The following is a 26,448-nucleotide window of genomic DNA, read 5'->3' as shown; positions in this document are numbered from 1 at the left end:
GGGAAAGTTATGTTTTTGGATAGGACATTTGCATTTGTAATAGGACTTCCGATTTTATTGATTCTAGAGGTAATCAGATATAAAAAATCAAAAGAGAAGGAAAGTAAATTCTTAAATTATAGGGAGATAGGCATAATAATATTCTCCTTATATATAATTTCTTTGGTGGCTGTGACACAGTTCCCATTCCGTACCACTATCACAAATTATATGGATGTGAATATAGTTCCTGTATTTAATACAATTAAAGATATGTCTAACATCCCATCCAATATGGAAAGCTTTATGATTAGATTTTGGATTATAAATATAGTTGGTAATTTGGTACTTTTAATGCCATTATCCATTCTTGTACCTATGCTTTTTAAGAAATTCAGAAGCATGAAGAAGACAATTATTCTATGCTTTTTAGTTTCTGTGAGTATAGAGTTTCTTCAATTTTTGTCTATGTTCTGCGGTAATAGAAGGTCAGTAGATATAGATGATGTTATTTTAAACACTTTGGGAGCAGTATTAGGATTCTTTATATTTAAGTATTTGCAAAAAATAATTAACAAAAAATGCCCTCAAAACTATAACTTGACAATGTAAGCAAGATATAATACTATAAAAATATATAGATTTCAAAATAAAGCGAGGTATTTTTGTGAGTGTTTAGTATCGACAAATAGTTAAATTTAATATTAATCTTTAATTTTTAAATTTAGGGGATGAAGCCCTTTATTTGTGATGGGATTAATTATTTGTATTACTATTAACGATACGAGTCCACGAAATTGCTTTGTAAGGATAGTAAAGAGACTATCTTTAGTTAAGGTGTGTTGAAAAATAAGTGAGTCCATATAATATTTTATTTGGATTTGTTGTTTATTTTGAAATACTCAAAGTTGAATTTTAAGCTGTGGAAGTATCCATGGCTTTTTTTATTTGAAATCTATATTAAGATTTCGTTGACTTGTTAAGATATCTGAAAGTATATAGGTTTATATGCTAGTAATTTAGACTTGTTATTTATTTTCAGACGATTAATAAAACAAGAAGGGGAATTTTGAAATGAATATAAACACTTTAGAGAAACTAAGTTATTATAAATTAAAGGAAATGGTTAAATCATATTGCGTTAGTGGTCTTGGGAAGAATTTAATTGATAAATTAGAACCAAGCACAAGTATGAAGAATGTAAATAGAATGTTAGATGAGACTTCAGAGGGAAGAAAACTTATTGATGCTGGGTATATAATCCCGCTGGAAGGTGTCTTTAATATATTGCCTATTGTAGATAGAATGGAAAAAGGAGCTATATTGGAGCCAAATGAATTGACTTTGATATGTGATTTTTTAAGAGGCTGCAGAAAAATTAAAAGATTCATGGAGAACAAGGAAGATTATGCTCCAACGCTAAATGCTTACGCTGAAAATATAACAGATTTAGATTATATAGAAGAAGAGGTAAATAGATCAATTAGAGGAACCATGGTTGATTCTAATGCTAGTAAAGAGCTTAAGAAAATTAGAAAGAATATTGATATCTGTGAAGCAAGGATAAAGGAAAGGCTAGATAAGTATTTAAAAAGCAGTGGAAATAAAGCATATATTCAAGAATTCTTTGTTAGTCTTAGAAATGGGAAATATACTATACCAATAAAAGCTTCCTTCAAGAATGAGGTTAAGGGAACCATAGTTGAGAGTTCTTCAAATGGAAGCACTGTATTTATTGAGCTTGAATCTATATCAAAATTTACTTCAGAAATGGCAATGCTCAAGGCAGAGGAGAGCATTGAAGAGTACAAGATATTAGCTGCCTTAACTGATATGGTTTTTGAAAAATTAAGAGATATAAAGATAAACATTGAGGTAATATCTGAGTATGACATGATTCTTGCAAAGGCTAAGTATAGCAAAGAGATAGATGGTATAAAGCCAAAGTTAAATGATTATGGTTATACGAAGATAGTTAAAGGGAGATATCCATTAATTAAAAATTGTGTACCTTTAGATTTTGAAAATGGCAACGAGTATAGAACCTTAATTATAACAGGACCTAATGCTGGAGGAAAAACAGTGGTTTTAAAGACTGTTGGGTTATTAACCTTGGCAGTACAGTCAGGATTTCATATAGCAGCCTTAGAAGGTACAGAAATAGCTGTTTTTAATAAGATATTTGCAGATATAGGAGATGATCAAAGTGTTGAAAATGCTTTAAGTACTTTCTCATCACATGTGAAGAACTTAGCAGAGATTATGAGAAACAGTAATAAGTCTACCTTACTTTTGTTTGATGAGATAGGAAGTGGAACAGAACCTAATGAAGGTGCAGCCTTAGCTATAGCTGTATTAGAGGAATTCTATAAGAGGGGATGTATTACTGTAGCAACAACCCATTATGGCGAAATTAAGAATTTTTCTTCAGAGCATCCTGATTTTGAGAATGCAGCTATGGAGTTTAGGCAAGAAACCTTAGAACCTTTATATAAATTGCATATAGGAAGAGTAGGAGATAGCAATGCTTTGTATATAGCAAAGAAGATGGGTATACCACAATCTATAATAGAAAAAACAAAGCTATATATTGAAACAAAGAAATATGATTATAATTTGGTTAAAGAAAGTAAGATTTCCAAGGAAAAAGAAGAGAAAACTCAGGCTTTTGAGTATGAATATCAAGTTGGAGATAAGGTGCTTCTTTTAGATAAAAATGAATCTGCCATAGTATATAAGACTAGAGATAAGTTAAATAACCTAGTTGTTCTTTATAATAAAGAATTCATAGAAGTAAATTATAAGAGAGTGAAGCTTGAATTAAGGGCTGAGGAGTTGTATCCTGCAGATTATGATTTAAATCAATTGTTTGTGTCATTTAAAACGAGAAAGCGTGAAAGAGATATTGTGAGAGGCTCAAAGAAAGCTTTAAAGCAAATTAGAAAAGAAAGTGAACTTAATGTACAATGGGCTGAGGAAGGAAGGTAGGTAGGTATATTTAGGGATAGCCATATAGAACTATTCCAGAAGAAAGTTGATGCCAAATTAACTTATATTTATACAAAATACGTCAAATTTCTATCAACATTTAAATGGAATAGTTCTATACAGATAATAAATACTAAGTATAACACAGAGAAGTAAAACAAAAACAGCGAGTGTCATTAGAGACACTCGCTGTTTTGTATTAAAAATATTATTTTCTATCTGCTACTAAAACCTTGTAAGTTTGAATTACTATAAGTGGTATAACAGCTAAACCATAAATTGAAGCAAATTGAGTTACAGTCAATTTAGCTATTTGGAATAAACCGCTTAATCCAGGGATTAAAAGCACTGAATTTAAAAATACTAATCCTAAACCAAAAGCATACCAGCTATATTTATTTGAGAATAATCCAAGTCTAAATACAGATTCATCACCTCTACAGTTGAATCCATGGAACAATCTTGAAAGACATAATGTTGCAAAGGCCATTGTGCTTGCTATAGCAGTGTCACCAGTCTTATATCCTATATAGAATGCAGCCATGGTTCCAAAGAATATTAGGAAGCCTTCTATAAACATTTCTTGCAAGAAGCTCTTTGTCATTATAGATTCATCAGATTTTCTAGGTTTATCTTTTAAAACATCCTTTAAACTTGATTCAAAGCCTATAGCAATAGCAGGTAAACTATCAGTTAATAAATTTATAAATAATAGGTGTACAGCAGCAAAAGGCATTGGTAAACCAACTAATGCTGCATAAACTACGGCAAAAATACCTGCAGTGTTACCTGATAAAAGGAACTTAATTGAATTCTTTATGTTTGTATAAATATTTCTTCCGTTTGAAACAGCTTTTACTATGGTAGCAAAGTTATCATCAGTTAGAATAAGTGCTGAAGCGTCTTTTGCAACTTCTGTGCCAGTTATTCCCATGGAAATACCAATGTTAGCTTGCTTTAAAGCAGGAGCATCATTAACACCGTCACCAGTCATTGCAACTATGTTTCCCCTGTCTTGCCATGCTTTTACAATTCTGATTTTATGTTCAGGAGAAACTCTTGCATAAACTGAAATATTAGATATTTGTTGTTTTAATTCTTCATCAGACATCTTGTCCAATTCTAATCCTTCAACAGAACGACCATTTTCATCTAAGATTCCTATTTGCTTAGCTATGGCAGAAGCGGTGATTTTATGGTCACCTGTAATCATTATAGGTTTTATACCAGCTTTGATACAAGCTTTTACAGCTTCGGCTGATTCTTCTCTTGGAGGATCAATCATTGATATTAAACCAAGGAAAACAAAGTTATTTTCATCTTCTAAAGATAATTCTCTTGCAGCATCAAGTTTTCTATAAGCAAAGGCTAAAACTCTTAATCCATTAGAAGAGAAGTTTTTGTTTGCTTCTTCTATGTCCTTTTTGTATTGGTCATTTATTTCTAATAAACCATTTGAAGTATGAATATGAGTAAGTCTTGGTAATAGTACATCTACAGCACCTTTAGTTACCATAAGAACTTCACCATTAATGTTGTGAAGAGTACTCATTAGTTTTCTATCTGAATCAAAAGGTATTTCAGCTAGTCTTTTATATGTAGATCTAACTTCAAGCTCGTTAAGAGAATATTTTCTTGCCACATTGACAAGGGCAACTTCAGTAGGATCTCCAATTTCTTTTCCATCCTTAGAAGTGGAGTCGTTACAAAGAACACTCATTTTTATCAATAAGTCTTGAATTGGACTTGATAAATTGATTTTATCTTCAGGTATATTAGTTGAATCAACATAGAGATTCTTTACTGTCATTTTGTTTTGGGTAAGAGTTCCTGTTTTATCTGAACAAATTACAGATACGCAGCCTAACCCTTCAACAGCTTTTAATTGTCTTATAATAGCATTTTCATTTGCCATCTTTTGAGTTCCAAGAGCAAGAACTATAGTAACGATAGAGCTTAAGGCTTCTGGAATTGCAGCAACTGCTAAAGCTACAGCGAACATTAATGCATCTAAAGGCTTGGCTCCTCTAAACATATTAAGTGCAAATACCACAACACAAATGATCATAATACCTATAGCAAGTTTCTTACTAAAGTTATCTAAATTTATTTGAAGAGGAGTCTTCTTTTCTTTAGTGTTATGAAGAAGAGAAGCAATTTTTCCGATTTCAGTTTCCATTCCTATTGAAGTAACCAAAACCATTGCTCTTCCATAGGTTACAAGGCTTCCTGAGAAGACCATATTCTTTTGATCTCCAAGAGCTAGTTCAGCTTCATTAATTGTTTCAGCAGTTTTTAGAACAGCTTCAGATTCACCAGTTAAAGAGCTTTCATTTATTTGAAGTGAGAAGTTTTCAATAATTCTTCCATCTGCAACTACGAAATCCCCAGCTTCTAATAATAAAATGTCTCCAGGCACAACTTCTTTAGAAGGAACTTCCTGCTTGTGTCCATTTCTTATAATTTTGGCTTTAGGTGACGATAATGCTCTTAAGCTATTAAGTGATTGTTCTGCTTTAAAATGTTGAACAGTACCTAATATAGCATTTAAAATAAGCACTGCAGCGATTACTAAAGTACTTTCAAGGTTTCCACTTATAGCTGAAATTGCTGCTGCTATAAGTAAAATAACTACAAGTAAGTCTTTAAACTGACTAAAGAATACTTTTACCACTCCATCAGTTTCTTTTTCCACAAGTTCGTTAAAACCGTATTTTTGTCTTTGTTCTTCTACGGAAGCATCAGTTAAACCATTTTTAGTTACATTGAACTTAGTTAACATTTCTTCAGTAGATTTCGAAAAATATTTATCCATTTTTATTCCCCCTCAATTTTGATAAAGCATCTGAAAATAAATAACAAGTGAAATAGTCGTATATAAACCAATTTATTTTTTGAAGATGCCTAAATACATAAAAAGTCTATAATTATATAAAAAAAAGACTTTTAATATAGTTCAACTCAAAAAGAATTAAACTATATTAAAAGTCTTGTAACCAAATTTAAAAGTTTGGCTTATAACACCAGATTAAATTAATAATCGCGCTGTTGATGTTATAAATTGCTACTACTCCCCTTTAATACAACAAAGGTTTCTATTTAATTATGTCTTCATTGTAAATTATTTATTTTGTATAGTCAAGCTATTTTTTAGGAGTGTCATCTTTAGTTATACAATTGTCTAAAAGGTCAAGAGCTAATTTTTTGTACATATTTGATTTGTTTATTAGTGAAAGAATTAATAAACTTAATTCTTCAGTAGAGTCATTATCAATAGTCACATCTGATAATTCATTTGTGAAGTCATCAAAATCATTATTAGTGTTTTCAAAGTATTTATTGTAGAAATCAATTAAATTAATATCATCGTTGCCTATATTAGATAGAATAGTTTTTATATCGGCTATAGATAAAGATTGTTTTAAATTAAAAATTAATATTAGAAGTATAATATTTTCTCTAGAGTATTTCTTATTTACTATTGGTAAAAGCAATTTATCTTTAGCATAGTTATTTATCATGGTTTTTGTTAACAATTTATCAGTTTCATTTCTCTTACTATGTGAAAGCTTATTTTCAAATAGAGTGATAACTTGATCCATATATAGATCTAAATCAGGAATTTCATCTGATTTTATAGTATCCTTTAATGATAAAGTTTTAATTAAATCTGATATGTTGTTGTCGCTCATAATTTCACCTGCCTTATGTAGTTATCAAAACTACTAAATATCATATTAATATTAATAATACTAGATTTTATAAGCATTTTCAAGATATTTAAAGAAATAATAAGATTTTTGTGGTGTAGTAATTAAATTTAAGCATTGAAAATATTAATATTTAAAAGTATTATAAGTATAACGCAACATGTAGTTATGAAAACTATGTGAATAAATATGAATGTGATGAGGTGTGGAAAATGAAAAAATTTAGAGAACCTATAAACGGATTTACCCATTTGTTTGGGGCAGTGGTTTCATTGATGGGGATGATTTTAATGATTGGTAAAACAATTATTGAAAAAGGTAATAACCTAAGCGTAAGTGCGGTGATAATTTTTGGTTTAAGCTTAGTGTTTTTATATACTGCTTCTTCAGTGTATCATCTTGTGAACTCTACAGATAAGGTTATAAGATTTTTGAGAAAGTTAGATCATTCCATGATTTTTGTACTTATTGCAGGAACATATACTCCATTATGCTTAATTGCCTTAGATGGTACATGGAGATGGTGTTTATTTTCATTGATTTGGGGAATAGCTTTGCTTGGAGTGTTATTTAAAATGTTTTGGTTTAATGCACCAAGATGGATAAGCACAGCAACTTATATCTTTATGGGATGGCTTGTGGTAATAGCCTTTGCTCCTTTATCAAAATCTATATCAATAGCAGGTTTTGTGTGGATGGCTTTAGGGGGAATATTTTATACCATTGGTGGAGTGATGTATGCATTGAAATTACCTAATATATCAGTTAAGTTTGGCTTCCACGAATTATTTCATTGTTTCATTCTATTGGGAAGTTTAAGTCATTTTATTTTAGTATTTAATTATGTTATTTAGGTATTGTGGGAAGTTATATATATAATCTAAGAAATATTGTTTATCCAAGCTAAAGTTATGAATAAGCAGGAGGCAAGAATTAATTAGAACTTATATATGTCAAAGAATATATACTAAATTATAGAAAGATAATAAGTTTTGTTATATTTAACATAAAAATAACTTAATCTCAATAAAAAAGTAAGTATAGGTATATTACACTGCAATTGAAAAATAGTTTGAGTGGAGTGAGGTACCTATATGAAAAAAATATCTAATAAAATAATTGTAGCTATTGTTTGTTGTTGTTTACTGACATCTATAATTATTACAGCAATAGCTACTATAAAAACTAAGAGTATTATTAGAAGTGGAATGGAAGATAATTTAGTGCAACTCTCTAAGAATAAAGCAAATTCAATTAATAGCGTTTTATTAAATGCAGAAAATTATATTGATAGTATAGATTATTTTTTATCAACAACTGTAGATAAAAGCAAGCTAAAGGGTGATGAAAAATATACTGCAGATTATGTGAAGATGGTAGATGCTTACGTTCAAAAAATATCACAGACATATAGAGAAGCTTCTTCAGTATCAGTGATAGTAAATCCTAAATTAACAGAATCTCTTCAAGAAATAACTTATAAAAGAGATAACTTAGGATCAGATCTTTCAAAGGTTCAAAGGTATAATAAAGAAGATTTTAAAGAAGATAATAAAAAGTTAGAGTGGTATTATAAACCTGCTCAAAGCAGATATGATACTTGGAGAGATCCTTATGAGGACGAAGCTAGCAAGAGCAAGAGAATTTCCCTTACAAGACCTCTTTTTATTAACGATGAACTTGTTGCAATGATATCTGTGGAGTTATTTTTCGATAATTACGAAAAAATGATAAATTCTTTAAAGGTTTATAATGAGGGCTATTTTTTCTTAGCTAATAATAATATGGAGTATTTGGTTAATAAAAAGCAAACTGCGGGCAAGTCTGTTAAGGCAGTGTTAGGTAATAATATAAATTTAACTAAGGACACAAGTAAGGTACAGTATTATAATAATCAAGGGAAAAAATCTGTTTTATATTATAGTAAGCTTGTCAATGGAGAAATATTAGGAGTAACTGTAGAAGAAAGTGATATCTTTAGTGAGATGAATTCCTCTATAATGGTTATTTTCATTATAACTATGGGAATATGTATTGCAGTTTCTATTTTAGCATTTGTTATCAGTAGAAAGATAAGTAATCCAATTAAAGACATTACATATCTCGTAAATGTCACTTCAGACTTAAATTTAAAAGATCAAGGTCTTGGAGATAAGATAAATAGATATAAGGATGAGACGGGTATAATTGGACGTTCAGTAATCAATTTAAGAAGAACATTAAAGAGCATTATTTTAGATATAAAAGGTTGTTCAAATGAAACCTTTAATCATTCACATAACTTGAACATCGCAACTGAAAACTTAGAAAATACAGCTCATAGTATAAATGAATCTATGACTTTCTTAGCAGAAGGATCAAAAGAACAAGCAGAAAAAGCTGAAAGTGGCTCAGAGAAACTAATTTACCTATCAGATCAAATTGAAAATGTATTTCATGTAACTGATAGAATAAAAAGTTACTTAGTAGAAGTTAATAATGTTAATGATGAAGCAATAAAAACTGTAGAACAATTGGTTGAAAAGATAGAGAAGGCTGGAAAAGCTGGAGAAAAAAACAGAGAGCAAGTAAAAGATTTATCAGATAAGTCAAAGTTTATTGAAGATATTACTGTTACTATAGGAAAAATTTCAGAACAAACAAAGCTATTGGCTTTAAATGCAGCTATTGAAGCAGCAAGAGCAGGTGAGGCTGGTAAAGGCTTTGGAGTAGTTGCAGATGAGATAAGAAGTTTATCTGAGAACACTGCGGATGCAACTAAAAAGATTGGCAAAATAATAGGAGAAATTTGCAGTGAAATCAATAATACTGAGGCAGATATAAATAAATCCAACAGCACTTTAGCGGAAGCTAATCACTTTATGGAGAATTCTAAAAATAGTATAAGTGACATGAAGGTTGCCTTTGATAAAATGAACAATAAGGTAGGAAACTTGATAAGCAATATAGAAAATATAAGGCATTATAAGGATGATGTAGTAGATTCAATTCAAGGTATCACTGCTATTGCGCAGGAGTCAGCAGCTGCAATTGAAGAAGTATCTGCTTCTGTGTTTGATCAAGTGGAATCTGTAAAGAATGTATCACAATCAGCAGAGGAACTTAAAGAGGTAGTGACTAAATTAGAGAACATGATAGGGAAGTTTTCAATATAAACATTAATTTGTTGTAGTGAAAAATACAGAATATATTGCACAAATCCTCAGTAAGTCGTAAACTATACTATAGCATAAAAAATACTGAGGTGATTGAAGCAATGAGTGATATAGCAGGAAAAGGTTGTGACATACTGGTTCCTTTTAATGAAAGGAAACCTTTAGACGAAATAGAGAGAAGTATAATTAAAAAATATAGGAAACATATATGGACAAAGTTTACTAGAGCCGTAAGAGATTATAAATTAGTAGAAGAAGGGGACAGGATTGCTGTAGCAATTTCAGGGGGGAAGGATAGCCTTTTAATGGCTAAGTTATTTCAAGAACTGAAGAAGCATGGGCAAATGAATTTTGAACTTGAATTTATTTGTATGGATCCTGGATACCATGAAAATATAAAGGAATTACTAATTGATAACTGTAAGTACTTAAATATACCACTGCAGATATATGATTCAAATATATTTGAAGTGGTAGATAGAATAGCTAAGGACTATCCTTGCTATATGTGTGCAAGAATGAGAAGAGGAGCTTTATATGGTAAAGCAGAGGAGCTTGGTTGCAATAAGGTTGCACTAGGACATCATTTTAATGACGTAATAGAAACTACCATGCTTAATGTTTTGTATGGTGGAAACTTCAAAACTATGCTGCCAAAGCTTAAGTCTAAAAACTTTCAAAAGATGCAGTTAATAAGACCAATGTATTATATTGAAGAGGATTATATCAAAAAGTTTACTCAAAATGCTGGAATTTGGCCACTTAATTGTGCTTGTATGATAGCTGCTGAAAAGATAGGAAACAAGAGATATGAGATAAAGGATCTTATAGCAGAACTTAAAAAGACTTTTCCAGATGTAGATAAATCAATATTTAAATCAGCAGAAAATGTAAGTATGGATTCTATTTTAGGTTGGGAAAAAGATGAGGTAAAGCATAGCTTTTTGGAAAGATTTGAAGAATAATGCAATTTTTTTAGATGGGAGAAGCTTATAGTTTCTCTCAACTCTTTTATAAATATATGAATGAAATTTTAACAAAGTATCTACTAAACTAGAATATTGTTAAGAAAATAATAAAAATAAGTCGAAATTTATGAAAAAGTAATAATTTGAAACCAATTAAAATTAAAAAGCACGAAAAGAAGCAAAAATGTTTGCTGTAAACGTTTGAAAGAAAGAAATAGTTTCAAAATTTAAGTATTTTAAAATTGCAATTAAGTAATTTAATAAGTATTATACATCTATAAACAATGTAGACAAGTTAATAAGATTCTCGTATATGTTCGATAATATGGATCGAATGTTTCTACCAGGGTGCCGTAAACCGCCTGACTACGAGTATATAATATTTTATAAGCTAACGTAAGTACGTTTTAACTCCTGATTCTTATATTTTTATTAAGAATTAGATTTAAAGGGTGCATAGCTTTATAGTAATTTATATATTCCTAGGAGGTAACTCTTGGGAATTTTTTGTTTTTATACGAGAAATAAATTTAGTCTAATAAAGGGGGATTACTTAATATGGAGTTACTGAAAAAAAGAATCCTAGAAGATGGCGTTGTTTTAAATGGCAACATATTAAAGGTGGACAGTTTTCTTAATCACCAAATGGATGTGGCTCTTTTTAATGAATTCGGTAAAGAATTCAAAAGAAGATTTTCAGATACAAAGGTTACTAAAATACTTACCATAGAAGCATCAGGCATTGGTATTGCAACTATAGTGGCTCAACATTTTGATAATGTGCCAGTGGTTTTTGCAAAGAAGATGGATGATTCAAAGCTTGGAAACAATGTATATCAATCTTATGTTCATTCATTTACAAAAAACAAAGATTATTTTGTCAGAGTTTCTAAGGATTTTATAAATGAAGGAGATCAGATATTAATAATAGATGATTTTTTAGCTAATGGATGTGCTGCAAAAGGTCTTATAGATATAGTGAGACAAGCAAATGCAAATCCAATAGGGGTTGGAATAGTCATTGAAAAAGGATTCCAGCCAGGAAGAGAAGTAATTGAAAGTTTAGATGTTAAGGTTGAATCACTAGCTATTATAGATAGATTTGATAATAATCAAGTTTATTTTAAATAGTATAGATAAGGTTAATTTAAGGAGGAAAATAAGGATGAAAAAAGTTATTAAATTAGTTGCAACGGCACTAGTAATGTCATCTATGCTTTTAGCAGGATGTAGCTCAAAAAGCGAAGGAACAAGTGCAAAAAATGATAGCAAAAAGGAAGTAAAGGTTGGATTTGTTTACATAGGGGATGTAAATGATGGAGGTTATACTCAAGCGCATGATACTGGAAGAAAGTATCTAGAAAAAGAAACTGGAGTAAAGACTATATACAAGGAATCAGTAAAAGAAGATAAGGCAGCAGTTGAACAAGTGGTTGATGATCTTGTAGATCAAGGAGCAAATGTTATTGTCGGTACAAGCTTTGGATTCCAAGACGGTATTTTAGAATCTGCAAAGAAATATCCAGATGTAAAATTCCTTCATTGTTCAGGATATGAACTAAATGATAATATGGCTCAATACTTTGGAAGAATGTATCAAGCAAGATACTTATCAGGAATTGTAGCTGGAATGAAGACAAAGAGCAATACTGTAGGTTATGTTGGAGCATTCCCAATACCAGAAGTAATAAGAGGAATAAATGCATTTACTCTTGGATTGAGATCAGTTAATCCTAAGGCTACAGTAAAGGTTGTTTGGACAAATACTTGGTATGATCCAGCAAAGGAAAAAGATGCAGCTTTAGCTTTAATAGACAAGGGTGCAGACGTAATCGCTCAACATCAAGATTCTCTAGGACCACAACAAGCAGCAGAATCTAAGGGAGTTTTCTCTATAGGATATGATACAGATATGTCTAAATCAGCACCAAAATCAGTATTAACTTCAACAACTTTTGATTGGGGTAAATACTATGTTAAAGAAATAAAAGAAATACAAGCAGGAAACTTCAAATCAGAAAAATATTGGGGTGGAATAGAAACAGGAATGGTTGATATAACTCCATTAACATCTTTAGCACCAGCAGGAGCACAGGCTAAGGTTGATGCAGCAAAGGCAGATATAATATCAGGTAAAAATAAGATATTCGTAGGACCTATAAAAGATCAAACAGGAGCTGTTAAGGTTCCAGCAGGCACAACAATGAAAGATGATGAAATCTGGAATATGAAATGGTTCGTTGAAGGTGTAGATGGTTCAATTCCAAAGAATTAATAAATAGAAAAGTTTAGGAGGCTCGCTCTTATGAATAATACACCCTTTTTATCAGTAAAAGGCATTACAAAAAGTTTTGGTTCATTAAAGGCAAATAATAATATAAGTTTACAAATTAATAAAGGTGAGATTCATGCTTTATTAGGGGAGAATGGATCTGGGAAAAGTACTTTTATAAATATTCTTTCAGGTATATATACCAAGGATGAAGGAATAATTGAAGTAGAAGGAAAAACAGTTAACTTTAGAAGTCCTAAAGATGCAAAAGCTAGTGGCATAGGAACTGTATTTCAACATTTTAAACTTGTTGATAATATGACAGCGTTAGAAAACATAGTTTTAGGGGAAAAAAGAGGTTTTCTAAAAGGCAACAAAGAAAGTGAAAAAGCTATCCTTGCAATTTGTAATGAGTATGATTTAGACATTAATTTAAGTAAAAGGGTTAAAGATATGTCTATTGGGGAGAAACAGTACCTTGAAATATTAAAGGTAATGTACAAAGGGGCAAAATTATTAATTCTAGACGAGCCAACTACAGTTTTTACTGAAAATGAGACAATAAAGTTATTTAAAATAATGAGAAGATTAAAAGAAAATAACTGCTCAGTAATTTTTATAAGTCATAAGATGGATGAGGTTTTAGAAATCTCTGATAAAATTACAGTGCTAAGAAAGGGTGAGGTAGTGGAAACACTACCTACACTATCTACTGATGGTAAAAAGTTAGCTGCCTTAATGGTAGGTAATGAGCAAGACCTTGAAATTAGAAAGACAGATGTTGAAAAAGGTGAAGTAGCTCTAAAAGTAGAAAATTTATCTTATGAAAAAGCAAATTTAAACATACTTAAGGATATAAGTTTTGATATACACAGGGGAGAAGTTTTAGGTGTTGCAGGTATTATGGGATCTGGGCAGGTAGAACTTTGTGATGCTATATGCGGAATTATCAAAGCTAATAAAGGGAAGATATCTATAAATGGTAAAGAATGTACAGGCAAAAATCTAAGAGAGTTAATAGCTGAAAACATAAATGTTGCCTATATTCCAGAAGACAGACTTAATAAAGGTCTTATTGGAACAAAAGGTATAGCAGAAAATTTAATGCTTAGGGGAATTTATAAAGAAAAAACAAGATTTATAAATAGAAGCAAATATGTTTCTGTAGCCAATGATATAATTAAGAATCTTGAAGTTAAAACAAAAGGTGTAGATTATCCAATAAAAAATTTATCAGGTGGAAATATTCAAAAGATTCTTTTGGGAAGAGAATTGAGTGAAAACCCATCTGTAATAATTATGGCTTACCCAGTAAGAGGACTTGATATTCATACTTGTCATAAGATATATGAGTTAATAGATGAAGCAAAGAAAAATGGGTCAGCAGTGTTGTTTATTGGAGAAGAACTAGATGTATTAATTAAGATTTCTGATAGAGTTATGGTTTTAAATCAAGGAAAATCTGAAGGTATTCTACAGGATGAAGAAATTACTAAAGAAAATATAGGAGCCATGATGGTTGGAGTAAATGCTAAGGAGAGAGAGGGAGTAGAAGTTGGTTAATATAGTTAAAAGAGAAGATTGTACAAAAGTAAATGCCTTTACTATAAAGATAATAGCTATAATATTGGCACTGGTTACTTCCTCTATAATCATAATTGCACTAGGATATAATCCTTTGGAAGTATTAGTTCAAATATTTCAAGGTGCTTTTGGATCAGCAAATAAGATTAAAAGAACTTTGGTAGATGCCATTCCGTTATTGGGAGCAGCAATAGGAATTTCTTATGCTTTCAGAATGAAGTTTTGGAACATTGGTGGAAATGGACAAATACTAATGGGAGGCTTAGGTGCAACCTTAGTAGCTTTAAACTGTACAGGCTTAAATAAGATTTTAGTACTTGTATTGATGTTTGTAGTTGCAACATTATTTGGAGGCTTATGGGGACTTATAGCAGGTATTACAAAGGTTAAGTTTAATGCAAATGAAACTATAGTTACATTAATGCTAAATTACATAGCAGAAAAACTTATCATGTACCTTCAATTTGGACCATTAAGAGATAAGAGTGCACAAGGCTTTCAAAAAATAGCTAGTTTTTCAGATGCAGCCAGATTACCTAGTTTATTTGGAGTACATATAGGTTGGATTATAGTATTAGTGTTAGTAATCATTTATGGAGTATATATTAAGAAAAGCAAATCTGGCTTTGAAGCAATGGTTATTGGAGAAGGAGAAAATACAGCTAAGTATTCAGGAATTAAGATAAGTAAAACTGTTTTAAAGACTATATTTATATCAGGAGCCATATGTGGAATAGTAGGTTTCACTCAAGCAGCTGGTGTAAGTCATACTTTAAATGTAGATTTAGCTGCCAATGCTGGTTCAACAGGAATTATAATTGCATGGCTTGCTAATTTATCACCTGTAGCTATGACTATAGTATCTATTTTATTTGCTGGTTTAGTATGTGGTGGTAATAACATTCAAATAGTTTTTGGTATACCAAATGCTGTGTCTTTAGTTATACAAGCTCTAATATTATTCTTTGTATTAGGAAGTCAATTTTTCATAGATTATAGAGTGATATTTAAGAGAAAGGAGAATGCATAATGAATATAGTAGCATTTTTAGCAGCAGCTTTAGTTGCAGGAACTCCTATACTACTAGCAACCCTTGGAGAAATATTAACTGAAAAGGTTGGAAACTTAAATCTTGGAGTTGAAGGTGTAATGTTAATTGGTGCAGTTTCTGGAGTTTTGGTTGCCAGTTCAACTCAAAATCCAATTTTAGCTACACTTGCTGCAATTCTTGCAGGAGCTGCAGCAAACTTTATATATGCATTTATTACAGTTACCTTGAGAGCAAATCAAGTTGTAACCGGATTAACCTTGGCTATATTCGGATCAGGTTTTGCCAGCATGCTTGGAAAAAGTGTTGTTGGAGTTCCTCTACCTGAAAAGATAACTAAATTCTTTAGTGAAAAGAAGATTCCATTACTAGGGGATATACCTGTTGTGGGAAAGATACTGTTTAGTCATGATGTATTGTTTTACTTTAGCATTATTTTAGTAGTAATAATCATGATATATATGTACAAGACAGGTTTTGGAATGAATCTAAAGGCTGTGGGAGAAAATCCTTATGCAGCAGAAACTTCAGGCATCAACGTTATTCTATATAAGTATGTACATATTTGTACAGGAGGAGCGTTGTGTGGACTTGCAGGAGCATATCTTTCACTAGTTTATGTACCAGTATGGCAAGAAAATATTACATCAGGAAGAGGATGGATTGCCGTTGCCTTAGTAATTTTTGCTACTTGGAATCCTTTAAAAGCTGCTATTGTAGCATATTTATTTGGAGCGTTAGATATCCTATCCTTCAGAATACCAGGTGCAGAAAATCTTAAGTATTTTCTAGATATGTCACCATATTTACTAACAATAATAGTTTTATTGTTTATATCCTCAAATAAGAAAGCGAATTCTTCGCCACCTAAATCTTTAGGGGAATCTTATTTTAGAGAAGAAAGATAAATTTGTTTATAAAAATAGAGATGGAAATTCTATGAGTTCCATCTCTATTTTTTATGTCTAATTACAAACTGTTTAGCTATCCTTCATTGGCTATATACAATTACAGTGAATTCTTAATACTACTTTTTTACTAACCTCTCTTATATCTCACTTATTCATAACTTCAACTTTAATGAATAATATATCATAGAACTTATATATATTATAGGTAGTTATAGCAGTTCCTTAAGTCTATCAGGATAATTTGTTATTATGCCGTTTACTCCTAAGTCAATTAGGGCCTTCATATAAACAACATCGTTAACAGTATAAGTATTTATCTCAACATTTTTTTCAATTAAGTCCTTTGTTTCATCTATGTTTTGCAATAGGGATGCAAAGCATGGGTGAAGAGCAGATGCTGTTGTTGTCTTTAAATAATTGTAAGGATTATATAAACAGGATTCATATAATAAGCCTGTCTTAATTGAAGAATCCATTTCTTTAATTTTCATCATGGAATTGTGATTAAAAGAAGAAAGAATAAGTTTCTCCTTTGAAATGGAGTACTTTTCTAATAAATTAAGAACAATATCCTCTAAACCTTCATAAGGGAAAATACTATTCTTAAGCTCTAAGTTAACAAATATATTAGAGTCATGTGCCAGTTCTAAGAATTCTTCTAAGGAAGGAATCCTTTCATTACCGCCAGCATTTAATCTTTTTATTTCTTTATAAGTGAAATTTTTTACTAATCCAAAAGAGTTTGTGGTTCTATCAACCATTTCGTCATGAATTATTACAGGAACATTGTCCTTGGTTAGTTGTACATCAAGCTCTATTCCATCAGCTTTTATTTCTACTGCTTTTCTAAAGGCTAATAAGGTATTTTCAGGATATTTTCCAGAGAAACCACGATGTGCTATATTTAGTGTCATAAAAATCACTCCTTATTATTTATTGAGTATATTTCTAATAAATTTAAATTACTATAAGTCATAAAATTTAGGCATCCTTAAAAGCATGTCCATTGACATTATATTACTTTATAAAGAAAAAATATAGTTACGAACAGGTTAATAATTATTAAAGTTTGGTTTGTGGTATATAGCACAGAGTTCAAAAAATTTATTGAGCCAATATATTTTTGATAGAAAACAAGAGAAGATTTAAAAAGTAAGTATTGTATGAAATAATTATTTTAATTGTTAGTTATATATAGTAAAATCAGGTAATAGATAGTGCGGAAAAATTAGTACTAGATTACTTTAGGAATATTGACTGTCATAGTGGGATTAAGTATAAAAATGAAGTACGCCTTATAGTTAAAGAGGCTGGAGAAAAAGAAAAGCAATTTTATAATTAGAAAACAGGTGAATTATGTTGATTAGAACTAATAAAAATATGATAGATTTATTGAAAAAAGCAAAAATTAAAAGAGAAGAAGTAATTAAAATAAGTACAGATAATCTATCTAAAATAATGAGTCCAAACTTTAAAGATGTACATGATTGCATTATAATTGATATGAATAATGAAATTAAAGTAGAAAATGTAAATTTTAAAAGAATTCTTTCTATGTTTAGAGATAGAACAGGCTATGAGGCTAGTTGCAACGAAATAAGAATAAATGATTATGTTGATTATTCTGATGAAGTTGCAGTTTTACAATTAGCTGAAATTATAATGGATACATGGAAATACAAACTAAAAACAGAATATCCACAATATAGGTTTTGTATAATTCTTAGTTTTAGTGAAGGTTACGTTACTATGAGATTTCATGTGATTAGAGAAAATGAAAGTTCATGGCTAAAAACTGATTTAGATGAATATAAGGATGAAGCTATAATGGTTCAAGAATTCTAAAGATAAGGAAAAGAAATATTTAAATATACTCTAATATTCAATGCAATAAAATATAGTAGTTAACTGCATAAAAGTAATAACTTAAATAGTATATATAAGCTAATAAAATATGAGCAATATTTAAATGTATAATATTAAAGATGCAGTTAGAGAAAGACAAAATGAACTAGCTGAATAATAAGTAAGCTAGTTCATTATTTTTTACTACGATAAAATGGTGCTAAGTGTTGAAAATAATTAATTCTACCACTAAAAGATAATAAGGCAGAGTCTGCCCAAAGGTGGTAGGAGAAGCTAGTGCTCAAAGTTTAAGAGGTCATGATTTTGATGGTGGTATCGGAAATAGATGGTGGGAAGCTAAGTCTGGGTATTATTGGAATATGATAATTGATAGTCCTAAAAAACTTGAGTTATTTAAATCATCTATGGGTGCTAGATTAAGAATAGCAAAAGATAGTGAAGCAACATATGAGTTATTCTCTAATTCTCCAATCCCACAAGCAATAAAAGATTGGCTAACCAAAAAAGGAATACCATATACAGAATTATTAGATTAAAACAAAGAAAATATGTAAGTTAGGAATGATTGATATTATGTCTGTAAGTGCATCAATTAGTGTGCAATTAGAAAGAAGAAATAATGAAAAAATATCTGTAATACAATTAATCAATACATTTATTTCAAATAACTGGAGATTGCAAGATGATGGCAAAATTTCGTATTTACCATTAGGCGATGATGATGATTTTGATTGGCAGTACAATGAAATATCAGTAGAAGAATTAATGAATATAGTCAATAAGAAGGAAATTTGTAGAGAAATAATTGGATTATTAATGTTATGGGATACAACAGATGTAGGAGTGCAATTACTTATTCACTCAGAATTAGAATTATCATTTTCTATAAGTGTTAATAGAAAGACAATTGATAATGGAAACATAACAGACGTAAATTGGTATTTGGAAAAGATAATCACATTATTAAAGAAGAATAATTATATTATAGAATCATTTTCTTTTGAAGAATATTGCTAATTTGATTATAATAACTGACTGCAAGATTATTATTGTAGTGGCGACAAAAAAATAACAAGTCATAAAGCTTAATAAGTTTGATAAAAAGAGTAAAAATATTCAACTGCATAATTTCAATAATGCAGTGAGCTATAACTAAAAGAAAAATTAAATATATTATAACAATGGTAAGAGTCATTGTTTCTAATGAAGAAGCAGTGGCTCTTTTCAGTGTAAAGAAATTGAGAGTGGGAAAGATGATGTGCCGCATAAATAAAAAATTCAGGACAAGACTAATATAGGATGACAAGAGTGATAAAACAAAAGTTTAGGTGCTAAATTGTGTAAAAAGAGGATTTGTTATAGTTATGTACGATATAATGAAGCAGAAAATTGAATGCATTTTGATAAATATGGAAAGTCAACAGGTGGCATGATAAAATGGTGGTAAAGGGCTAATTTTGGCTAGAAATTAAAAAAAGAGTTTTAGCCACAATGGGGCTACACAAGATGGTTAAGGAGTATTACCTAAAGTTAAATCAATAGTTAAATGAAAATAGAGTTGTCACAGCATTAAATAATATAAGCCCAAAATCATAAATAGTTTTGCCAAATTAGGTGAATATGTAGATATTGCTCCTGATGGTGCAATTATATCTTTCAGAAAACGATGGGCGGATAAATATGTGTGATTGGAAAAAATTAAAAATTGATGGAATTGCAAGTATCGAAAAGTGTGTTGCTGAATTTGATATAATGGAATTTATAAAAACACCATATGGTAAGTTTAAAGTTAAAATTTACGAAAAACAAAATGGTAAATTTTGCGGATATACAAATTTAAAAATAAGGGATGAAGATGGATGTCATTTCGGTGCTGTAGGGTATGGTAATACAATTGAGGATGCTTTAAAAGATACCATAAAGGATTTTAAAAGTATGTTAGAAGAAAAAGATATATGGCATGAAGCGATGACTATAAGACAATTAAAAAATAATTAAGAGGTAAAGTATGAATAGTAAAGTTGAGTTTTATATAATGCAGAAATCTTACACAAATTTTGCAAGACCAGTTAAGTTGGAAAGTAGTAAAGAAGTATGGGAATGTCCCAAATGTGAATCTGTTTTTGTAAAAAGATTATCTGATTTAAAGGTGTATTTTAAAGGTGAAAAGGTTGCAGACTACTACTAAGTATCTAATTACAATATAATAAGTGGAGCAATGCAAAAGCTATTAATTGAAGCTGAAGTTACAGGGTTTGTTTTAAAAAATATAGTTGTAGAAGGGTGGTATGACTCAAAAGGTAATAATCTGGATATATCGTTTGGTGACCTTAAGGAGATGGATATAACTGGTAGATGCGGTTTTTTGAGGCATAAAGATGGTAGGATTGTTGAAAAGTGTAATGAATGTGGGGCTAAGGACTATGAAAAACAAGATGAAGTCGATGGTTTAAGTGTAAACTTAGCTGAATGGGACAAATCAGATATGTTCTATTTTAGAAATTGGAAAGGTGCCATTATTGTTACTGAAAGAGTAAAGGAAATTGTAGAGAAGAGTAATTTGAAAAATATTAATTTCTTAAATATTAAGGATTTTAGATTTGATTAATATAAATGTAAAAAATTTAATGTTTATATTTACTCTGATATTAATCTTAAATATAAAGCACATATAGAGCTTTTGAATAGCTTTATATGTGTTTAATTTAATGTTTAAAAATGATTTTACATTAATGTCTAGTGATTTTAACATTAAAATGCTAAAATAAAAATGAAAAGTGTCGTTAAGGAGTGAAAATACATGGAAGTGCAAGTTTTTATTAAAGGACAAAAAGAGCCTATAACTTATGTAGGGGATAGAATTGATGTTCTTGATTTCTCACTACAAAATGTAGATTATAAACAGGTGAGAATATTTAAAAAGGGATTTAGTAAGAGTGAATTATTGAAGAAAGATTTAGTTGTGAAGGTAGTGGAAAAGAACTAGTTTATATATCTTATTAAGAATACATGGTTTAATAAAAAGAAATAATAAATATAATTTAATAATTTAGGAGGTAGGCTATGAGAAAAGCTTTAAAACCTATAGTGTTATTGATTATATTTGTTTCTATTAGCATATTTAATTATACTCTAGTGTATGGAACTGAAGTTGATTCAGATAAAAGCGTATATGCTAGTTTTAATGATAAGATCAGATATGGATATGTGAGAAGAATCTTATCATGTGATGGGATTACTGAAGAAAATAAAAGAAAATTAATTGAAACCTTAGAGGAAGAGAATAGGTTATATGAAAATATAATTCAGATTAGAGAATATAGACAGCAGCAGCGAATAAAAGATAAGGATACTTTAAACAAATTATGTGAGAGCATAATGGAAGATGTGTATAGCGGAAAAATATCAAAGTATGAAGCTGATGAGAGAATAAAGGAAAAAAGAAAAATAGAATTATATCAAAATGCTGCTGAGGTAAAACGACAAAATTTACTTTTATCAAAAAACAAAGAGGAAATATGTATTTTGAATCGAAATAAGAGTTACTTATATAAATTAATAAAAAAAAGTAAGGATACAAATAGTAAAAATCAAAATATTATTAAACTTATTGAGGTTTTAAATAAAAAAAATGAATGTTTGAGAAAAAAAATAGAGATCTTGCAATAAACATATTTAAAAAATAATTAATAAAGGAGAATTTATAATGGATAATGAAAGTATAATTAATATGGATCCTAATATGCTATTTAGTCTTGTAAACATGAAGTTGAGAGATTTTTATTCTAGTTTAGATGATATGTGTGAAGATTTGGATTTAAACAAACAGAATCTTGAGAATAAGTTAGCTTCTGAGGGGTATATCTACTTAAAGGAAGAAAATAAATTTATTTTAAAATAATAGGATGTTTATTGTTTAATTGTGCGAATAAATATGGTAATATAGTAAAAGAGGTTCGTGTATTAAAGCCTCAAATAACAAGGATGTTAAGGAGAAAAATTATGAAAGTTAAAAAGGGTAAAATGATATTATTAGTGTTGGCATCTACTGCATTAGTTTCATCAGTTATAAAGGATAAATTGAACAAAGATAAAACTCAAGGACAAGAAAAGCAATAACATTATGGATATATTAAATTTAAGAATCATAGATGCGATACTTTTGATTTCTATAATGATAAATGTAGTTTTATTTGCAATAGTTTTGATTATGTTGAAAAATAGCAAGGTATTAAACAAAAATAATCAAGATAATAATGTTCCAGTGAAATTTTGTGATTCTGTTGAAAAAGTAGATAGTTTAATTTCTTTAGAAGAAAGATATAAAAAGAATAGCGAATTCCTTCTTTCATCAATTAATAGCTTTTCTATAGAAGTAAGTTGTTTAGATAGGACCATAAGATTTAATGAATCTGTTCCTCAATTTTTTGTGGATCATGTTGAAGATAATACTATAAGTTTTGATAATTTTATGAATTTAGTAGTTGAAGAAGATAAAGATAAACTTCGAAGCATATACATGAGTCTAGAAAAATTGGAGAAGATTGATTCTGGAATTGAGTTTAGAATAAAGAGTAACAATCAAGTTTTTTGGCTAAAATTTAGTTTGAATATTAACCATAGTGTAGATGCTGATAGGAATAATATTTTTGGTGTGTTAAGCGATAATAGCGAATTAAAAGAAAAAGAAAATAAAATCATATATATGGATTATTATGATACTGCAACTAGTCTTTATAATAAAAAATATTTGAAAAAATGTATTGTTGAGTATATTCAACAAAATGAAAATACAACTGCTGGAATTATTTTTGTCGATTTAGATAACTTCAAATATATTAACGATACTTTTGGACATGATTATGGGGACGATCTGTTAAAAAATGTAGCAAAAGAATTAAAAAAAGTAATTAATAAAAGCAATTTATTAAGTAGATTTGGCGGAGATGAGTTTGTAGTATTTTTACCAGAGATTAATAATATATTAGAAGTAGAAAAACTTGCTGAGAGAATAATGAGAATGTTTAATGACAATCACATGCGCGTAAGTGATGATATGATGCCATTAACAGCCAGCATGGGCTTAGCACTATATCCTAGTGATGGAAGTGATTATAAGGTTCTATTGAGAAATGCCGATGCAGCATTAAATAGAGCTAAGAACTCTGGAAAGAATAGATATCAAATATTTAATAATGAAATCTATAATGAAATGAAAAGAGAATATGAAATTGAAAAAGAACTTACAAAAGCTTTAGAAAGAAACGAATTATACGTTGAGTTTCAACCTAAAGTAGGATTATCTGAGAAAAGAATTATTGGATTTGAAGCCTTAATAAGATGGGAAAGTGCAAAACTTGGAAAGGTAAGTCCAGTAGAATTTATTCCTGTTGCAGAATATAGCAGACTTATTGTGCCTATTGGAAGATTCGTTATAGAAGAAACAGTTAAGAAATGTTACGAACTTATACAACACGGATATGATGATTTTAACATAGCATTGAACCTTTCAGAAATCCAATTAAGAGATAGTGAAATAGTGAATGACTTTATTAATATAACTAATATGTATGGAGTATCTCCAAAATATGTTGAGATTGAGATAACTGAAAGTTTATTAATGAAATCAATAGATAAAAACATAGAGATTTTAGTTAAGCTTAAAGAATTAGGCTTTAGCATAGTATTAGATGACTTTGGAACTGGATATTCATCTTTGAATTACCTTACAAGATTACCTATAGATGTGCTAAAAATTGATAGAAGCTTTGTTAATGATATTTTAGAAAGTACTAAAAGTAGATGTATAGTGGAAAAGATTATAGAACTTTCACACAATCTAGGTATTAAGGTAGTGGCAGAGGGTGTAGAAGAAAAGGATCAAGTAGAATATCTTAGAAGTATTTTGTGTGATTTTGTTCAAGGATATTATTACAGCAAGCCAATTAGTTTTCAAAAGGCTGTTGCATTAATGGATTCCTTAAGTATATAGGCATCATAAAAGAATAAGTAAGTTCATAGATTAGTCTATTTGGATTTGTTATTTAATTTAAGATGCATAAAGCAAAATTGTAGAGTGGCTTCAGTGCAAATTTATGCTGAGGTCATTCTTTTTGTTTAAATATTTATATATAATAATTTAACAGCAAGAAGTATCAAGTGAAACTTAATTCAGGTGGGGGTTGATCCCCATCTGAATCTTAGTTGAACTTATCCAGGAGCGTGTAGCCGTTATCTCCAACTTAAGCAGAAAACCTAAATCTATGATTTAGTGTTAATCGCTTACTCATCTGACTTTAGGAAGAGGAGTTTCATATAAAGTTGGAGTGTTACGGATGCTAGCTATCGGATAAAAAGTACGTATAAAGTTTAGAAAGAAATTTAAGATTACTGTATTACTATTAGTAGGAAATTTTTTAATATATTTAAATAATGAAAAATGAAATTTTAATATATAGTTTACACCAGAAGATATTAATTAGGAGGATGATTTTGTGCATAAGAAAATAGATTTAACGGAAGGCAAGATAGCAAATAAATTAGTTTTATTATCTCTTCCCATAATAGGTACATCTTTTATTCAGATGGGATACAATTTAACGGATATGTTGTGGCTTGGTAATTATAGTACAAAAGCTGTGGCTGCTGTTGGAACAGCTGGGTTTTTTACTTGGTTTGGAAATGCATTAGCTTTAATTGCAAAAACAGGAGCAGAGGTGGGAGTTGCTCAATCTATTGGTAAGAAAAATGAGGCGGATATAAAATCATATATACATAATGCAGTAAAAATGACATTAATCTTAGGGTTAGTGTATGGAATAATTTTATTTATTTTTAGATCATCTATAATTGATTTTTTTAAGATAGCAGACACAGAGGTTGTAAGAATGGCTGAAATATTCCTAGCAATTAGTGCTGTTGGAATTATACCCTTATTTATAAATCCAGTCTTCACAGGTATTTTTAATGCCTCTGGAGACAGTAAAACTCCATTTGTAGCCAATACAATTGGATTAATAACAAATATTACGTTAGATCCAATATTAATATATGGAGTGGGGCCAATTAAGAGCTTAGGCGTAATTGGTGCTGGAATAGCTACTGTAAGTGCTCAATTTTTAGTTACAATATTATTTCTATATGCCTTGAGTAAAAGAAGTGAATCATACTTCAAAATAAATGTAAGAGGTAAATTTAATAAACCCATTTTGAAAAATATTTTTAAGATTGGCTTGCCAGTAGCGATGCAGAATGGACTTTTTTCTTGTTTTTCCATGATAATTGGAAGAATAATTTCTCCATGGGGCTATGGTGCCATAGCAGCTCAAAAAGTAGGTTCTCAAATTGAAGCTATTTCTTGGTTGAGTACTGGTGGACTAGCTACTGCTTTAGGGGCATTTGTTGGACAAAACTATGGAGCTAGAAAAGGGAAAAGAATATATAAGGGATACTTTATAACAATAGCTCTCGCCGTAGCCATAGGTATTTTTGCAACCTTACTATTAATCTTTGGTGGAGAGGCTATATTTTCTTTATTCAGCAAAGAACCTCAAACAGTAGCTATCGGAAAATCATATTTAAGGATACTGGGCTTTTCTCAATTATTTATGTGTATTGAAATTACCACAGCAGGGGTATTTAATGGCTTGGGAAAAACAATTTACCCTTCTGTTATGTCAATAATACTTACAGGTTTAAGAATTCCTTTGGCACTATTTTTAGCTTATAGAACTTCTTTGGCTTTAGATGGAGTATGGTGGAGTATAAGTATTAGCAGTATTTTCAAGGGAATTGTAATAATTGTTATGTTATATTTCTTTATATACAAAAAGAATGTTGTGAGCAAAGAGGAAGCTGTTTAAAGTTTTGTGGAATATTTTGAAAATTTCAAATTTACTTATAAAAGTTATTGACTTGTACAAAAAATCATAATATAATGTGTTTAAGTATAACAAGAGAATATAAAT

General features: G+C 29.7%; 24 protein-coding genes, 1 riboswitch and 1 other annotated feature (1 of these 26 running past the window's edge). Of the genes, 21 read left to right on the top strand and 3 right to left on the bottom strand.

Annotated features, from left to right (window positions below; translation table 11 throughout):
* The first annotated feature begins 9 nt into the window (after window positions 1-9).
* A complete protein-coding gene (locus tag OCU47_RS11455; protein ID WP_261828731.1) occupies window positions 10-591 on the top strand; it encodes a VanZ family protein in 582 nt (193 codons plus the stop codon).
* A 462-nt stretch (window positions 592-1,053) separates the two neighbouring features.
* Window positions 1,054-2,967: an endonuclease MutS2 gene (locus tag OCU47_RS11450; RefSeq protein ID WP_261828730.1), complete on the top strand. Its 1,914-nt coding sequence runs from the start codon at window positions 1,054-1,056 to the stop codon at window positions 2,965-2,967.
* A 208-nt stretch (window positions 2,968-3,175) separates the two neighbouring features.
* On the opposite strand, the gene OCU47_RS11445 is transcribed toward OCU47_RS11450, so the two are convergent.
* Window positions 3,176-5,782: a cation-translocating P-type ATPase gene (locus OCU47_RS11445; RefSeq protein WP_261828729.1), complete on the bottom strand. Its 2,607-nt coding sequence runs from the start codon at window positions 5,780-5,782 to the stop codon at window positions 3,176-3,178.
* Window positions 5,783-6,110: 328 nt separating this feature from the next.
* Complete coding sequence (locus OCU47_RS11440; protein WP_261828728.1) at window positions 6,111-6,659, bottom strand: DUF1836 domain-containing protein; 549 nt, start codon at window positions 6,657-6,659, stop codon at window positions 6,111-6,113.
* A 230-nt stretch (window positions 6,660-6,889) separates the two neighbouring features.
* Here OCU47_RS11440 and trhA point away from each other — a divergent pair, with 230 nt between their 5' ends.
* The 8 genes from trhA (at window position 6,890) to OCU47_RS11400 (ending at window position 16,612) form a co-directional block, all read left to right on the top strand.
* Window positions 6,890-7,531: a PAQR family membrane homeostasis protein TrhA gene (gene trhA / locus OCU47_RS11435; protein ID WP_261828727.1), complete on the top strand. Its 642-nt coding sequence runs from the start codon at window positions 6,890-6,892 to the stop codon at window positions 7,529-7,531.
* 240 nt (window positions 7,532-7,771) lie between these two features.
* Entirely contained in the window at window positions 7,772-9,832 is a 2,061-nt protein-coding gene (locus OCU47_RS11430; protein ID WP_261828726.1) for a methyl-accepting chemotaxis protein, read from the top strand.
* 101 nt (window positions 9,833-9,933) lie between these two features.
* Entirely contained in the window at window positions 9,934-10,797 is an 864-nt protein-coding gene (locus OCU47_RS11425; RefSeq protein WP_261828725.1) for a tRNA 2-thiocytidine biosynthesis TtcA family protein, read from the top strand.
* A 290-nt stretch (window positions 10,798-11,087) separates the two neighbouring features.
* Window positions 11,088-11,189, top strand: a riboswitch (purine riboswitch).
* 169 nt (window positions 11,190-11,358) lie between these two features.
* The gene (locus OCU47_RS11420; protein WP_261828724.1) at window positions 11,359-11,931 is read left to right on the top strand and encodes a xanthine phosphoribosyltransferase; all 573 of its coding nucleotides are present in this window, start codon (window positions 11,359-11,361) and stop codon (window positions 11,929-11,931) included.
* 34 nt (window positions 11,932-11,965) lie between these two features.
* Window positions 11,966-13,075 (top strand): BMP family ABC transporter substrate-binding protein, encoded by a 1,110-nt coding sequence (locus OCU47_RS11415; RefSeq protein WP_261828723.1) that lies wholly within the window; start codon window positions 11,966-11,968, stop codon window positions 13,073-13,075.
* 30 nt (window positions 13,076-13,105) lie between these two features.
* Window positions 13,106-14,635 (top strand): ABC transporter ATP-binding protein, encoded by a 1,530-nt coding sequence (locus OCU47_RS11410; protein WP_261828722.1) that lies wholly within the window; start codon window positions 13,106-13,108, stop codon window positions 14,633-14,635.
* The gene (locus OCU47_RS11405; protein WP_261828721.1) at window positions 14,628-15,686 is read left to right on the top strand and encodes an ABC transporter permease; all 1,059 of its coding nucleotides are present in this window, start codon (window positions 14,628-14,630) and stop codon (window positions 15,684-15,686) included. The genes OCU47_RS11410 and OCU47_RS11405 overlap by 8 nt, the downstream gene beginning before the upstream one ends.
* The gene (locus tag OCU47_RS11400) at window positions 15,686-16,612 is read left to right on the top strand and encodes an ABC transporter permease (RefSeq protein ID WP_261828720.1); all 927 of its coding nucleotides are present in this window, start codon (window positions 15,686-15,688) and stop codon (window positions 16,610-16,612) included. Before OCU47_RS11405 ends, OCU47_RS11400 begins: the two co-directional genes overlap by 1 nt.
* 212 nt (window positions 16,613-16,824) lie before the next feature.
* Here the strand turns inward: OCU47_RS11400 and OCU47_RS11395 are convergent, their stop codons facing one another.
* Window positions 16,825-17,535 (bottom strand): glycerophosphodiester phosphodiesterase, encoded by a 711-nt coding sequence (locus OCU47_RS11395; RefSeq protein ID WP_261830623.1) that lies wholly within the window; start codon window positions 17,533-17,535, stop codon window positions 16,825-16,827.
* A 436-nt stretch (window positions 17,536-17,971) separates the two neighbouring features.
* On the opposite strand from OCU47_RS11395, the gene OCU47_RS11390 reads away from it, so the two are divergent.
* The 11 genes from OCU47_RS11390 (at window position 17,972) to OCU47_RS11340 (ending at window position 26,343) form a co-directional block, all read left to right on the top strand.
* A complete protein-coding gene (locus OCU47_RS11390; RefSeq protein ID WP_261828719.1) occupies window positions 17,972-18,460 on the top strand; it encodes a hypothetical protein in 489 nt (162 codons plus the stop codon).
* Window positions 18,461-18,741: 281 nt separating this feature from the next.
* Entirely contained in the window at window positions 18,742-19,017 is a 276-nt protein-coding gene (locus OCU47_RS11385) for a basic helix-loop-helix domain-containing protein (protein WP_261828718.1), read from the top strand.
* A 37-nt stretch (window positions 19,018-19,054) separates the two neighbouring features.
* The gene (locus OCU47_RS11380) at window positions 19,055-19,498 is read left to right on the top strand and encodes a hypothetical protein (protein WP_261828717.1); all 444 of its coding nucleotides are present in this window, start codon (window positions 19,055-19,057) and stop codon (window positions 19,496-19,498) included.
* Between the two features lie 663 nt (window positions 19,499-20,161).
* On the top strand, window positions 20,162-20,479 hold the full coding sequence (locus tag OCU47_RS11375) for a hypothetical protein (RefSeq protein WP_261828716.1): 318 nt from the start codon (window positions 20,162-20,164) through the stop codon (window positions 20,477-20,479).
* Between the two features lie 10 nt (window positions 20,480-20,489).
* The gene (locus OCU47_RS11370) at window positions 20,490-20,669 is read left to right on the top strand and encodes a hypothetical protein (protein ID WP_261828715.1); all 180 of its coding nucleotides are present in this window, start codon (window positions 20,490-20,492) and stop codon (window positions 20,667-20,669) included.
* A gap of 30 nt (window positions 20,670-20,699) precedes the next feature.
* Window positions 20,700-21,089: a double-CXXCG motif protein gene (locus OCU47_RS11365; protein ID WP_261828714.1), complete on the top strand. Its 390-nt coding sequence runs from the start codon at window positions 20,700-20,702 to the stop codon at window positions 21,087-21,089.
* Window positions 21,090-21,281: 192 nt separating this feature from the next.
* Complete coding sequence (locus OCU47_RS11360) at window positions 21,282-21,467, top strand: hypothetical protein (RefSeq protein WP_261828713.1); 186 nt, start codon at window positions 21,282-21,284, stop codon at window positions 21,465-21,467.
* A gap of 77 nt (window positions 21,468-21,544) precedes the next feature.
* The gene (locus OCU47_RS11355; RefSeq protein WP_261828712.1) at window positions 21,545-22,150 is read left to right on the top strand and encodes a hypothetical protein; all 606 of its coding nucleotides are present in this window, start codon (window positions 21,545-21,547) and stop codon (window positions 22,148-22,150) included.
* A 37-nt stretch (window positions 22,151-22,187) separates the two neighbouring features.
* Window positions 22,188-22,382, top strand: coding sequence for a DUF4250 domain-containing protein (locus tag OCU47_RS11350; protein WP_261828711.1), 195 nt, complete (start codon window positions 22,188-22,190; stop codon window positions 22,380-22,382).
* 222 nt (window positions 22,383-22,604) lie between these two features.
* Complete coding sequence (locus OCU47_RS11345) at window positions 22,605-24,473, top strand: putative bifunctional diguanylate cyclase/phosphodiesterase (protein WP_261828710.1); 1,869 nt, start codon at window positions 22,605-22,607, stop codon at window positions 24,471-24,473.
* 502 nt (window positions 24,474-24,975) lie between these two features.
* Window positions 24,976-26,343 (top strand): MATE family efflux transporter, encoded by a 1,368-nt coding sequence (locus OCU47_RS11340; protein ID WP_261828709.1) that lies wholly within the window; start codon window positions 24,976-24,978, stop codon window positions 26,341-26,343.
* 102 nt (window positions 26,344-26,445) lie between these two features.
* Window positions 26,446-26,448: a binding site (T-box leader), on the top strand (it continues 229 nt past the right edge of the window).

The organism is Clostridium sp. TW13 (assembly GCF_024345225.1).
GTDB lineage: Bacteria > Bacillota > Clostridia > Clostridiales > Clostridiaceae > Inconstantimicrobium > Inconstantimicrobium mannanitabidum.
The sequence above is the reverse complement of the archived record's forward strand: the minus strand, read 5'-3'. Positions and strand labels throughout refer to the sequence as shown.

Bases quoted from the DNA above. Each gene is read 5' to 3' on its own strand.
- OCU47_RS11380 (WP_261828717.1), top strand. From the start codon at position 19,055: ATGTCTGTAAGTGCATCAATTAGTGTGCAATTAGAAAGAAGAAATAAT.
- OCU47_RS11430 (WP_261828726.1), top strand. From the start codon at position 7,772: ATGAAAAAAATATCTAATAAAATAATTGTAGCTATTGTTTGTTGTTGT.
- OCU47_RS11420 (WP_261828724.1), top strand. From the start codon at position 11,359: ATGGAGTTACTGAAAAAAAGAATCCTAGAAGATGGCGTTGTTTTAAAT.
- OCU47_RS11350 (WP_261828711.1), top strand. From the start codon at position 22,188: ATGGATAATGAAAGTATAATTAATATGGATCCTAATATGCTATTTAGT.
- OCU47_RS11415 (WP_261828723.1), top strand. From the start codon at position 11,966: ATGAAAAAAGTTATTAAATTAGTTGCAACGGCACTAGTAATGTCATCT.
- OCU47_RS11390 (WP_261828719.1), top strand. From the start codon at position 17,972: ATGTTGATTAGAACTAATAAAAATATGATAGATTTATTGAAAAAAGCA.
- OCU47_RS11455 (WP_261828731.1), top strand. From the start codon at position 10: ATGTTTTTGGATAGGACATTTGCATTTGTAATAGGACTTCCGATTTTA.
- OCU47_RS11370 (WP_261828715.1), top strand. From the start codon at position 20,490: ATGAATAGTAAAGTTGAGTTTTATATAATGCAGAAATCTTACACAAAT.
- OCU47_RS11355 (WP_261828712.1), top strand. From the start codon at position 21,545: ATGAGAAAAGCTTTAAAACCTATAGTGTTATTGATTATATTTGTTTCT.
- OCU47_RS11450 (WP_261828730.1), top strand. From the start codon at position 1,054: ATGAATATAAACACTTTAGAGAAACTAAGTTATTATAAATTAAAGGAA.
- trhA (WP_261828727.1), top strand. From the start codon at position 6,890: ATGAAAAAATTTAGAGAACCTATAAACGGATTTACCCATTTGTTTGGG.
- OCU47_RS11345 (WP_261828710.1), top strand. From the start codon at position 22,605: ATGGATATATTAAATTTAAGAATCATAGATGCGATACTTTTGATTTCT.
- OCU47_RS11425 (WP_261828725.1), top strand. From the start codon at position 9,934: ATGAGTGATATAGCAGGAAAAGGTTGTGACATACTGGTTCCTTTTAAT.
- OCU47_RS11375 (WP_261828716.1), top strand. From the start codon at position 20,162: ATGTGTGATTGGAAAAAATTAAAAATTGATGGAATTGCAAGTATCGAA.
- OCU47_RS11400 (WP_261828720.1), top strand. From the start codon at position 15,686: ATGAATATAGTAGCATTTTTAGCAGCAGCTTTAGTTGCAGGAACTCCT.
- OCU47_RS11365 (WP_261828714.1), top strand. From the start codon at position 20,700: ATGCAAAAGCTATTAATTGAAGCTGAAGTTACAGGGTTTGTTTTAAAA.
- OCU47_RS11410 (WP_261828722.1), top strand. From the start codon at position 13,106: ATGAATAATACACCCTTTTTATCAGTAAAAGGCATTACAAAAAGTTTT.
- OCU47_RS11360 (WP_261828713.1), top strand. From the start codon at position 21,282: ATGGAAGTGCAAGTTTTTATTAAAGGACAAAAAGAGCCTATAACTTAT.
- OCU47_RS11440 (WP_261828728.1), bottom strand. From the start codon at position 6,659: ATGAGCGACAACAACATATCAGATTTAATTAAAACTTTATCATTAAAG.
- OCU47_RS11445 (WP_261828729.1), bottom strand. From the start codon at position 5,782: ATGGATAAATATTTTTCGAAATCTACTGAAGAAATGTTAACTAAGTTC.